Genomic DNA, 12068 nt, shown 5'->3' on the forward strand with positions numbered 1-12068 from the left:
CACCCGCCCGCGAAACGCGTCCCCTGGAATGGAAATCAACGGTTTTCATCAGTTAACTTTATTTTAAAACAAAAAAGACTGTAGGCAAACTCGAATTTCTTCGAGTTTGTCTACAGTCTGAGCTGTTGTCTGTATTATTACAGGCAACAGCTTTTTTTGGGGCAAATCGTATAGGGATTTAACTTTATTAGAACAACTGTATAGATATTAGAAACTTCTCGAATGATATTAGAACGTATGTACCTCTTTTTAGAAGATACTCAACTCTTATTAGAACAACTGACATAGGTATTAGAAAACCAGTTCTTTATTAGAATTTTTTTGAATATATTAGAAGATTTGACCCACTTATTAGAGGATTTCGCCCGTAGTAATGAAATTGTAATTATGTAGGCAGCTAATGCGGGAGACTACATCCAGTTAATTTTTGTAATTGATATAATTTTCTAACAATTGTAGAATGAAAGTATTAGTTAGTAGTTTCTATCATTTGATTGGAGGCCCATTCATCATGTTTTTTCAAAATTTCCGCGATCAAGTAAATGAGAAAGAAGGGATTTTATTTCCTTCTAATAGCTATCGTCAAATGGTTTTACAACCTGCGTATGACGAAGCACGTAAGCACTTTTTAGATGCGATGCTTCAAATTCATATTGCGCACTTGAAAATGTTAGAGGAGCAGGAGTTAGTAACTGCAGATGAAGCACGTCGAATTGGGCAAGCCATTCAGAAATTAGACTTAGAATATTATAAGACACGCGATTATAATCCACAGTTTGAAGATTTATTTTTCCGTATCGAAAATAAATTAATCGAACTCGGTGGCGATATCTCAGGTAATTTACATATCGGCCGCAGTCGGAACGATATGGGAATTGCTATTTATCGCATGACATTACGCAAAAAGATGCTTACCCTTATGCAGGAACTTTTAAATTTACGCCAATCTTTAATTTTATTTGCCGAGGAGCATGTGGAGACAATAATGATTGGCTATACACATACCCAGCAAGCACAGCCGACAACGTTTGCGCACTATTTAAAAGCGGTTATTGACCAATTGACACGCGACTATAAACGGATGCAGGCTGCATACAATACCATTAACCGCAGTAGTATGGGCGCTGCCGCTTTAACCACAACAGGCTTCCCTATTAGCCGCGAACGGATGCAGGAGCTTCTTGCGTTCGATGATTTAATCGAAAATGCATGGGATGCCGTTGCTGGAGCTGATTATATTGCCGAAGCAGCGAGTACCGTACAACTTGCCGCTTTAAACTTAGGACGTACATCACAGGACTTTTTATTGTGGGCAACACAGGAGTTTAATGCATTTAAGCTTGCCAGCCCATATGTTCAGGTCAGCTCGATAATGCCTCAAAAACGTAATCCTGTTTCCATTGAGCATACACGCTCCCTGCTTTCTGCTGTTGTAGGAGATGCAACTACCGTTTTGCAAATGGTCCATAATACACCTTTTGGAGACATCGTTGATACAGAAGATGATATGCAGCCCTATTTATGGCGTGCAATCGACCGTTTAGTCGGAATTTATAAGTTATTTGGAAGCTTAATCGTGACAATGGATGTTAACAAGGACAATCTGCTAAAGCGTGCACAAAACAGTTTTGCCAACGTAACGGAACTTGCGGATTCTCTTGTTCGTTCAGAAAATATTTCATTCCGCCAGTCTCATAAAATTGTAAGCCTTTGCGTACGAGAACTTGTGGCAAATAACGAAGAATCGCTTGCAAGCCTAACATGGGACTTAGCAAATGAGAAATGCCTTGAAATTACAGGAAAGCCTCTCCAAATAAATGAAATTGCCTTTTATCAGGCTATTCAACCGGAATACTTTGTCAATATTCGTACATTAAAAGGGGGGCCGGCTCCTGTGACTATGCGAAAGTCACTTGAACAAGCGCAGGATGACTCTGTACAGCTTGAAAATTGGCTACGGGAAAAAACGGAAACAATTTTACAGGCAGAAGAGCAATTGGAGAAATTTGTGAAGGAGTGGTCGGATTATGAATGAACAATATATTTTAGCTGTTGACGGTGGTGCAACAAAAACGGTTATGACAATTCGTTCTTCAGAGGGGCGCGAGCTATTTTCCGCAACCTCTACTAGCTCAAATTATCAAGCGGCAGGAATTGAACATGTACAGCATGTGTTTACAGGATTGCTTCGAAGTGCAGCAGCCCATTTGCCTAGTCTATTTATCGATGTAGCGGTGTTTGCCATTTCAGGAGTTGATACTGCTCAAGATAAAAAAATTATCGAAGAAATTATTGAAGAAAGTATCGCCCGCTGTCCATTCACTTTTGGCCAAGTTATTATTGAAAATGATGTGGAAGCGACATTAAAAGGATTGGGCCATCATGATGTGAGTTTACTTATTTCAGGCACTGGAGCTATTTGCTTTAGCTATATGAATAACAGAATCATTCGTGCAGGTGGTTGGGGACACCGAGTTGGGGATGAAGGCAGTGGCTACTGGATAGGTAAGCATATCGCAAAAGCAATCTTCCGCGCTGCAGACGGACGCAATAAGCCGACTGCATTGACAGAGCTTATTTTAGCAGGCCATCAAGTGAACAGTACGGATGAACTGTTTAACTTAATCTATTCCCCAGATTATACGAATGCACGTTTAGCAAGCTTTGGTTCTTATTTACAGCAGGCGGTGGACATGAAGGATGCAGTCGCCCAGAAAATTATGTATAAGGCTGTGGATGAGCTTGTATTGCTGGCCGCAACAACGTTAAGAAATGCCGGCTATGCAAATGAAGTGCATACACTGTTCTTAAATGGTGGTGTATTAAAAAACAACCCGAGCATTATGGATGGGATCATCACACAACTTGAAAAAACGCATCCAAATCTATCGGTAAAACTATGTGAAGAAAAACCAATAGAATCTATTTTCAATCGAGGTTTGCGGGAACTCAACGGGACCCTATATATAAATTAAACAGACAGAGGTCAAGTGCGATGAGAATCGCCTTGACCTCTTTTTTTATTTACTAGTTTCAAATTTCGAATCAATCATTTGCTTCGCTTCCAGTTTCATGTCATCTGTAATAGATAAATACACTTTTCCAAGCGCAGTTAAAATAATAAATGCATCATCTGTCAAACCGACTAGCGGTAAAAAGTCGACAATTAAATCAATTGGAAAAATGAAGTAACCGAGTGCACCTAGAACAATCAGTTTATTCGCTTTCGACATGTCCGGGCTTCGTAATGCTACAAAAAGTGTAGCCGCTGCATGCATCGCTTTATAGCCTAAACCGCCACCGAATTTTTTAAATTTATCAAGGAATTTGTTATCTGAATAGTGTTCTTTCTGACCATCGATCATTTTATCAAAATTAAATTGTTCAGCCATAGTTTCTCTCCTCCATTCCATGCTTCCTATATATTTCCTCAATTTCGCTGTTTATAATCATTTACGTTTCCGCTTTGAAGATAAATCATTTGGCATTTTGTCTTTACGGAGAAAGTTTATCCAAAGCTGCTGCAAAATTTTCGTCGGATTCAATACTTCGTCATAATAAATAATCGAGTTTTTCCGAAGCTTTGCATAACCGATGGGCACCTCATATAGGGGGACATTTCGTTTAATCGCTTCAATGAGCATATTCGTGTCATAATTAAAAGACTCCCCTTTTACTTTCGATAGCCATGATAAATGCTCCCTCGGAATATAGCGTAAACCCGTCTGAATATCGAGTAGGCGTTTATGTATAAATAGCTCAAACAATATGGAGTTTGCACGGTTTTGAAGTTTACTTAGAAAAGGATATTCTGAAGCTTTAAAGTCGCGAATCCCCAATACAATACCATCCGAGAAAATTTTCGTACTTGAAACCACTTGCTCTACATCCAACACAGAATGCTGACCATGTGCACCTACTGTAATAATACCTTTTGTCCGTTCCGTAGATTTTAGTATGTATTCCATCCCCGTTTTCAGCGAACGACCTTTTCCTAAATTTTTTTCATGCGTTAAAATAATGCAGTTTTCCTGCTTTAATTGCTCAAATGTACTATTATATCTTTTGTCACTGCCATCATTGATGACAATAATGCCAGCAAGTGGCAGTGCCTGTAATTTCCGAACAAAGTCTAAAACTGCGGGTAACGGGTTCAACGCTGGTATAACAACTATGACTCGATCCATTTTGCATGCTCCTTAGAAATAGAGATATTCCCTAAATTCTATAGGGTAATGATGGAAAATTCAATGCAATTTCCCATCATCAATCAGTTATTTCCACTGGAATATGCTTAAATGCTGTCACATCGAACAAGCCTGTATCAGTTAGCTTAATATCTGGTATGACTGGCAGTGCTAAAAAGGATAATGTTAAAAACAAATGATAATCCAGTGTAGGATGAATAATATGAAGGGCGTCATGTAATTTTTGAAGCTCCATTTTTGCTTCTTCTGCTGAACAATCAGTCATAAGCCCACCAATAGGTAAAATCAACGAAGCAATGATCTCGCCTTCATTTACTATAACCAGTCCACCTTGCATTTCCTGGAGTGCATTAAGTGCTACGAGCATATCTTCATCATTGGTTCCAACAACAATTGCATTATGAGAATCATGGGCAATTGTCGTTGCAACCGCTCCGCTCTGTATACCGATACCCTGTACAATCGCCACTGCCTTTGTTCCTAAATGATGATGGCGCTCTACAACGGCAAGCTTCAGCAAATCCTTTTTTGTGCACGGCATAAATTCCCCATCCACTACATCGACATTCGCCTCGATCCGCTTCGTAATTAATTGGTTGGGTACGATTTGCATCACATTTGCCCGATTTCCTTTAAACGGCAAGCTGAAATCATCCTTCGATAGCTTCGGTAAATGCATCGAATATAAAATAGACATTTCAATAACTGATTTTTCTGGAGCCGGCGTAAGCATTATGCCATGTTCAGCAACCTTCTTTCCGTCCTTCCATACAGCTAAAGCTTTCATCGTCTGCAGGTTATCTACTAATAAAAAGTCTGCATCATAACCTGTAGCAACTGCACCTTTATTATTTAAGCGGTAACATTCTGCAGCATTTAATGATGCCAGCTGAATTGCAAGTAATGGATCCATACCTTCTTCAATGGCAAGAGCAACAGCATAGTTTATGCTCCCTTGTTCCATAAGCTCATCCAAATGTTTATCATCGGTGCAAAATGCAAATCTCCGCGCATTAGCGACTGTCACAGCAGGTAATATCGCTTTTAAATTTTTAGCAGCAGAACCTTCGCGAATCAACACATACATCCCTTGTTCCACACGATCTAGCGCCTCTTCTGCTGTTACACACTCATGATCAGTAGCAATCCCTGCAGCACGGTATCCACGAATTTGTGCACTAGTTAAACCTGCACCATGCCCATCTATAATCATCCCAGCATCTTGCGCAAGCTTAAGCTTTGAAAGCATCCCTTCCTCACCGTTTAGCACAGCAGGAAAGTCCATTACTTCTGCCAGCCCTAACACACTCCCATGATGGACAAACTCCGCTAAATCTTTTGCTGTTAATACAGCCCCGGCGTTTTCAAAGGATGTCCCCGGCACACTGGATGGCAGCATATAATAAATATCCATTTCAACATCTTCTATATCTCGTAACATAAACTCTAGGCCTGCTTTTCCGGCAACATTGGCTATTTCATGCGGATCTGTTACAACAGCTGTCACACCATGTGGAAGTATAATCCGGTTGAATTGCTTCGGCGCCAGCATTGAAGACTCGATATGTATATGTGCATCAATAAAACCCGGTACAATATACTTTCCACTTGCATCAATAATTTCATCTGCTTCGAATTCACCTGGTTCGGAGATGGCAATAATTTTCCCATCAGCCACTACGACATCTCCTTGTCTCCAGCGAAGGTTAAATACATCTGCTATTTGTGCATGTTGAATAATGAAATCCGCTTTTTCCCTTTTTTGCGATTTGTCTATAATCCGCTTCATACTGCACCTACCACCTATCCTATCGATTTCCAATTATCATACAATATTTTCTATATTCTTGGTGTAAAAAATGCTTCCTATTCATTTTTATTCTGCCTCTCCGATAAAAAGATTACTTAGTGTTATGGAAGGGCGTGAACAATTATGGTAAATCGTGACTTACTTACAAAGGTTATTAATTCAATTCCCGAAACACAGCGCCCTTTAGCGGAAGCACTGCAGGGGTCTGCCCGCTACACCATTTCCAACCCTATACTCTCTTTAAAAAAATCAAATATCGCGCTCCGCATAATCGTACGGGATTTATATACAAAGGAGATGCAGAATGACGGAACAAAAAGTGAACTCCGTACTCTCCTGAACAATAAACATTTTATCGAAAAAATAAAACCGCGCCGCATGTATTTGCTCATGAATTTAATTCTAAAAATGACCGAAGCCCAGGCAAATGATTTAATCGATACGAAGGCTGCAAAAATTGTGCTGGATTATTTAATGGATTTAACCAGCTGGTACACAAAACAGTTGCTTACTGAAGAAAAGTTATCAGTACCATTCGAAATCGAAAGCCTCACTCCTTCTTCTTTCGGGAAGTTAGATTTGCCGGCCTATGATTATGAAGCTGCCGCTAAATGGTTTTTAATTGCTGCAGAAAAAGGCAATACAATTGCACAATACAATCTCGGCGTTTTGTACAATCATGGCAAAGGTGTCCCACGCAATTTAAAAGAAGCGGCAAAATGGTACTCTTTAGCTGCTGAAAAGAAGGATAGTAATGCACTGTATGCACTTGGCATCTTGTATCAGCTCGGGCAAGGTGTTGAACAGGATGAAAAAAAGGCAGCTGAATTATATGAACTAGCTGCAAATTCAGGAAATGCTGATGCCCAGTATAATCTTGGTTCTCTTTACAACCAAGGGAATGGTGTTCGGCAAAATTATGAAGTAGCTGCACAATGGTATAAAAAAGCGGTCAAGCAAGGAAACACAAGCGCCATGAACAATCTGGGTTTCTTATATCATAAAGGGCAGGGCGTAGAACAAAACTATGTAAAGGCGGCAGAACTCTTTTTACAGGCAGCCAAAACAGGAGATGCTAGTGCGCAATATAACCTAGGCTATTTATATACAAAAGGCGATGGTGTCAAACTTTCCTATAACGATGCAGCTTGTTGGTATTTATCAGCCGCTATTCAAAATCATACGAATGCTCAATTCCAACTTGCATTACTTTATAAATCAGGTCAAGGCATCGGTCAAAGTGAGGAAGAGGCGATTAAATGGCTGACACTCGCGGCAAATAACGGCCATACAAATGCACAATATACACTCGGCCTTATCTATAAGCAACAAAATACAACGCTTGCCCAAATAAATGCCCTGGAATGGTTACTAAAAGCTGCATCAAGCGAACATATTAGTGCAAACTATGATTTGGGTATGCTTTATTTAGAAACCGGTGCTACAGAAACAGCGGTTAAATGGTTGAAACGTGCAGCCATTCAAAACCATGCGAAAGCACAGCTTCATCTTGGGCTTCTTTCTCTTGGTGATGAACATCATTTATCGAATTATCAAGAGGCACTCAAATGGTTTTACGCAGCTGCAAGTAGTAATGAGGCGGAAGCTGAATACCAGCTTGGCTTACTGTACGAAAGAGGGCTCGGTACTTCTGTTAATTTTGATGAAGCCCGCCGCTGTTACCGATTGGCAGCAGAACAAGAACATCTCCATGCACAATATCAGCTCGGCAATTTGTTCGATAAAGGACTTGGTACAAAGCAGGATTACTCCGAAGCGTTTAAATGGATTGAACAAGCTGCACAAAAGGGACATCCAAAAGCACAATTTCAATTGGGGCAAATGTATGCAAATGGCGAAGGAATAACGAGAAATTATCAAGAAGCGGCTAAATGGTATCGGCTCGCTGCTATGTACGGTCATACTAAAGCCCAGTTCCAACTTGGGATGTTCTATAAAAAGGGACTTGGCGTAACACAAGACTATACAGAAGCAACACGCTGGTTAAAACAGTCCATGGAACAAAGTATAAGTGAACCATCATTCTGATAATCTTAAAAAGGGTGCTAAATAGTAACTTTTAGCACCCTTCTTCTATGATCTCTCTATAAATTTAAGGCCATCATTTAACTTTTTACTTTTGCCTGCTCAATCTGCTGTAAGAACACTTTTTTCGCTTCTTCGATACTTACTTCTATATTCTGTTCTTGTAATGCTTCACCAATTGCAATAATGGCCTGCTCTAGCATCTCTGAAGTCGCATTACCCATATGTCCCATTCGGAATGCTTTTCCTGCCAAATGCGCCAAAGAACCTGCCACAATAACCCCTCGACTTGCCAGGCTTGCACGGAACTTCCCGTCATCCACCCCTTCAGGATATAAAATACAGCTTAATGTCGGTGCCGCTACTTCTTCTTTTGCAAGTGGTGTCATGCCATATGAACGTAACGCTGTACGTACCGCTTTTCCATAGGCAACATGGCGGGCTTCACGCTTTTCCATGCCTTCTCCCAATACAATTTGCAATGCAACATCATACGCATAAATCAAATTTACTGGGGGTGTTGCAAAATACATAGCTGGGTTTGCCATAATGTTGCGCCAGTTATGTATATCCGCATAATACGCAGGAACATTCCCGATTTGTTCGCGGGCAGCCAGTGCCAGTTGACTAAAGGCAACAATTGCAAGACCTGGTGGAATACCAATCGCTTTTTGTGACCCTGTTAAAACGATATCAATTTTGTAGTTTTCCTTTCCATAAGCCTTGCTCATATCTTCTTGAAGAGCTGCCGTCGCTACGACACCATCCACAATCACAAGCGCCCCTGATGCTTTAATAATCGGAATAAGCGTATCTAAATCGGAAGCAACCCCTGTTGATGTATCTGCATGTGTGATCGTGACTGCCTTATATGACTTTGCTTTTACAGCTTCTTCAACAAGTTGTGCATCTACACGCTCCCCCCACGTAGATTGCAGCACGTCAACTTCAATACCAAATGCCTTTGCAAGTGGTGTAAAGCGATCACCAAAATACCCATGGCTAATTACTAAAAGACGTTCACCTTTAGTAATTGTGTTCACGATCGCCATTTCCATTGCTAATGTACCGGAGCCGGCTACCACATACACCTCTCCATCTGTATTAAAAAGCTTTTTTGTATTCTCAATGGCATTTTTAAATATTTCTACAAAACGAGAATCTGTATGTCCTCTCGTTTCACTTGCCAGTGCATCATAAATTTCATCCATTACAGGTGTCGGTCCAGGTACAAGTAATAATTCTTTATTTTTCATATAAACGGCTCCCCTATTATTTAGTAATTAAAAACTCTTCAAATAATCTCCTACCTACTAAAATGGAAAATGCCTTTCCAGCCCCATCTAAGCTAGAAAGACATATTTCCATTTATAAAAAACCCCTAAGTTTGCTTCTATTTTTGGGAGGCAATCCCATTCTAAACCGCGGTCCAATTCGATTTAGATCGTATCGTAGTTAAGATGTTCAAGTTCAAGTTCAAGTTCAAAATCCAAAATCCTATCCCTTTTCCCCAACCTTCGTATTGCTTTCGAAAACCCGCTTTGCATAGCGGTTATCTACTAAGTGCTACATCCCCGATAACACTTTGAATAGGAAGGACGGGTAAAAAAAGATAGATAATTGCTTATAGTGCAGTTCCCCGTTTATGAATAATTTTCATAATCCTGCCCTTTTTAAAAATCTTATACAAATTGCTCTGTTTCAGTAGAACCAGACATAGCAGTTGTCGATGATGTACCACCTGAAATTGTTTGTGATACTTCATCAAAGTAACCAGTACCCACTTCACGTTGGTGACGAGTTGCCGTGTAACCTTTAGACTCTGCAGCAAACTCAGCTTGTTGTAGTTTAGAGTAAGCAGCCATACCATTGTCTTTATAGTCATGCGCAAGCTCGAACATACCGAAGTTTAAGCTGTGGAAACCTGCTAGTGTAATGAATTGGAATTTGTATCCAAGCTTCCCTAATTCACGTTGGTACTCTGCAATTTCCGCATCCGATAATTTAGCTTTCCAGTTAAATGATGGCGAGCAGTTGTACGCTAACATTTTCCCAGGGAATTCAGCGTGAATTGCAGCAGCAAACTCACGAGCTTCATCTAAAGATGGGTGAGATGTCTCACACCAAATTAAGTCTGCATATGGTGCATAAGCTAAGCCACGAGCAATTGCTTGCTTAATACCTGGTTTTGTACGGTAGAATCCTTCTGGAGTACGTTCACCTGTTAAGAATTCTGCATCGCGTGGGTCAATATCAGACGTTACCATGTCAGCAGCATCTGCATCCGTACGAGCGATTAGGATTGTATCAACACCTGCAACATCCGCAGCAAGACGTGCAGCAATTAAATTGCGTACAGCGTTTTGAGTTGGTAATAATACTTTACCACCTAAGTGTCCGCATTTTTTCTCTGAAGCCAATTGGTCTTCTAAGTGAACACCTGCTGCACCTGCTTCAATCATTCCTTTAACTAACTCAAATACGTTTAATGGACCACCGAAGCCTGCTTCAGCATCAGCAACGATTGGTGCAAACCAATCAAAGCCGTCTTCACGACCTTCAGCATGATCAATTTGATCAGCGCGTTGTAAAGCTTGGTTAATGCGCTTTACTACTGCTGGTACAGAGTTTGCTGGATATAGAGATTGGTCCGGATACATTTGTCCAGAAAGGTTTGCATCAGCAGCTACTTGCCACCCCGATAAGTAGATTGCTTTTAAACCTGCCTTTACTTGCTGTACTGCCTGATTCCCCGTTAGAGCACCTAAAGCATTGATAAAAGGCTCTTCATGTAATGAGTTCCATAAACGAGCAGCTCCACGCTTTGCTAACGTTTGCTCCTGGATGAATGAACCTTGTAACTTTACAACCTCTTCTGCTGTATAGCCACGCTCAATTCCCTCCCAGCGTTTGCTTTCTGCCCATTCCTTTTTTAAAGCTTCAATTCGTTCTTGACGTGTTGACATGATAAATTTCCACCTTCCCCATTGTGTATGAAAATTCTGTTAGGAAAGTTTGTAATCCCCTGTTCCATAACAGATAATCTTGCTGTAATATAATGTATAACAGAATGATTTACTTTTCATTATTTTCTGATAAATTAGGTTTAATTAAGGATGAATGATCTTATTTGGAGGATGAATTATATTTAGGCAATAATACAGAAGGAGTGGATTTAAATTGTCATTACAAAAGATTGATGTCGAAAAAGATATTTTTAATCAGTACAAAACTATTTTAGAAGACTGGATTCCATCAGAAGCATCGATAGCTATAGCAGTAAACAACACTTATATTTATTTCAGTACGGGCCATCACCAATTCACATTAAAGATAGGCTCCACTGTTCCAGAAGACAGTATTGCTTTCCAAGTTCTCCAAACAGGACAAAAAACAGATGCAATTGTGGAAAGTACACTTTTTGAGACACCGTATTATGCTATCGGTTATCCCATCCTTGTAAATGGAGAGCAAGGGGCTTTAATTGTTGTCCTTCCCCCCCTATTTACAATAAAGAAACCGGATACTTACAAATTTTTAACGGGCAAACAAGTAGAGGACTGGATGCCTATTCCTATTGATCAAATTTCGCATATTGAAAGCCTTCAAAAACGAACTTGGTTTTATTCTCAAGGTGAGCAATACAAAACGGCAGTCACACTGAAAGAACTGCAAACACGGTTGCCGAACAACTTTATCCGAATTCATCGGTCCTGTATTATTAATATTTATTATATAAAGAAAATCTCACGAGATTTAACTTCCAACTTTATTGTTCAGCTAAATGAGGGGACTGAATTACCAGTAAGTCAATCCTATATTAATAATTTACGGGCGGTTTTGGAATTTTGACATCCTTCAAATAAGGATAATAGAGAATTAGACAACAAAAAAACCACTGATTTCTCAGTGGTTTTACATGTGCGAAGCGACGTCCTACTCTCACAGGGGGAAGCCCCCAACTACCATCGGCGCTAAAGAGCTTAACTTCCGTGTTCGGTATG

At 40.1% G+C, this 12068-nt stretch carries 9 protein-coding genes and 1 rRNA gene; 4 read left to right on the forward strand and 6 right to left on the reverse strand.

Annotated elements, in window-relative coordinates:
* Positions 1-511: 511 nt before the first annotated feature.
* Together argH and SNE38_RS18635 are read left to right on the forward strand one after the other, a co-directional pair.
* Positions 512-2035 carry an argininosuccinate lyase gene (gene argH, locus SNE38_RS18630; protein ID WP_191704801.1) on the forward strand — a complete coding sequence of 508 codons (1524 nt, stop codon included), beginning with the start codon at positions 512-514 and terminating at the stop codon, positions 2033-2035.
* Complete coding sequence (locus SNE38_RS18635; protein WP_191704800.1) at positions 2028-2975, forward strand: N-acetylglucosamine kinase; 948 nt, start codon at positions 2028-2030, stop codon at positions 2973-2975. The genes argH and SNE38_RS18635 overlap by 8 nt, the downstream gene beginning before the upstream one ends.
* A 45-nt stretch (positions 2976-3020) precedes the next feature.
* On the opposite strand, the gene SNE38_RS18640 is transcribed toward SNE38_RS18635, so the two are convergent.
* From SNE38_RS18640 to ade, 3 genes are all read right to left on the reverse strand, one after another.
* Entirely contained in the window at positions 3021-3392 is a 372-nt protein-coding gene (locus SNE38_RS18640; protein WP_191704799.1) for a YkvA family protein, read from the reverse strand.
* Positions 3393-3449: 57 nt separating this feature from the next.
* A complete protein-coding gene (locus SNE38_RS18645) occupies positions 3450-4187 on the reverse strand; it encodes a glycosyltransferase family 2 protein (RefSeq protein ID WP_336047106.1) in 738 nt (245 codons plus the stop codon).
* A gap of 79 nt (positions 4188-4266) precedes the next feature.
* Entirely contained in the window at positions 4267-5997 is a 1731-nt protein-coding gene (gene ade, locus SNE38_RS18650; protein WP_336047107.1) for an adenine deaminase, read from the reverse strand.
* A 144-nt stretch (positions 5998-6141) separates the two neighbouring features.
* Between ade and SNE38_RS18655 the strand changes: the two genes are divergently transcribed.
* Positions 6142-8067 (forward strand): SEL1-like repeat protein, encoded by a 1926-nt coding sequence (locus SNE38_RS18655; protein ID WP_336047108.1) that lies wholly within the window; start codon positions 6142-6144, stop codon positions 8065-8067.
* Positions 8068-8144: 77 nt separating this feature from the next.
* On the opposite strand, the gene SNE38_RS18660 is transcribed toward SNE38_RS18655, so the two are convergent.
* Positions 8145-9320: a pyridoxal-phosphate-dependent aminotransferase family protein gene (locus SNE38_RS18660; RefSeq protein WP_336047109.1), complete on the reverse strand. Its 1176-nt coding sequence runs from the start codon at positions 9318-9320 to the stop codon at positions 8145-8147.
* Between the two features lie 426 nt (positions 9321-9746).
* A complete protein-coding gene (gene aceA, locus SNE38_RS18665; RefSeq protein ID WP_191704794.1) occupies positions 9747-11030 on the reverse strand; it encodes an isocitrate lyase in 1284 nt (427 codons plus the stop codon).
* A 214-nt stretch (positions 11031-11244) separates the two neighbouring features.
* Here aceA and SNE38_RS18670 point away from each other — a divergent pair, with 214 nt between their 5' ends.
* On the forward strand, positions 11245-11916 hold the full coding sequence (locus SNE38_RS18670) for a LytTR family DNA-binding domain-containing protein (protein WP_191704793.1): 672 nt from the start codon (positions 11245-11247) through the stop codon (positions 11914-11916).
* Positions 11917-11987: 71 nt separating this feature from the next.
* Here the strand turns inward: SNE38_RS18670 and rrf are convergent.
* Positions 11988-12068 (reverse strand): 5S ribosomal RNA (gene rrf, locus SNE38_RS19340); the annotation flags it as partial.

Origin of the sequence: Solibacillus ferritrahens (assembly GCF_037027585.1) — a bacterium.
GTDB classification, from domain to species: Bacteria; Bacillota; Bacilli; order Bacillales_A; family Planococcaceae; genus Solibacillus; species Solibacillus ferritrahens.

Excerpts from the sequence above, each read along its gene's own strand:
- SNE38_RS18645 (WP_336047106.1), bottom strand. The coding sequence starts at position 4,187 with ATGGATCGAGTCATAGTTGTTATACCAGCGTTGAACCCGTTACCCGCA.
- SNE38_RS18655 (WP_336047108.1), top strand. The coding sequence starts at position 6,142 with ATGGTAAATCGTGACTTACTTACAAAGGTTATTAATTCAATTCCCGAA.
- ade (WP_336047107.1), bottom strand. The coding sequence starts at position 5,997 with ATGAAGCGGATTATAGACAAATCGCAAAAAAGGGAAAAAGCGGATTTC.
- SNE38_RS18640 (WP_191704799.1), bottom strand. The coding sequence starts at position 3,392 with ATGGCTGAACAATTTAATTTTGATAAAATGATCGATGGTCAGAAAGAA.
- argH (WP_191704801.1), top strand. The coding sequence starts at position 512 with ATGTTTTTTCAAAATTTCCGCGATCAAGTAAATGAGAAAGAAGGGATT.
- SNE38_RS18635 (WP_191704800.1), top strand. The coding sequence starts at position 2,028 with ATGAATGAACAATATATTTTAGCTGTTGACGGTGGTGCAACAAAAACG.
- SNE38_RS18660 (WP_336047109.1), bottom strand. The coding sequence starts at position 9,320 with ATGAAAAATAAAGAATTATTACTTGTACCTGGACCGACACCTGTAATG.
- aceA (WP_191704794.1), bottom strand. The coding sequence starts at position 11,030 with ATGTCAACACGTCAAGAACGAATTGAAGCTTTAAAAAAGGAATGGGCA.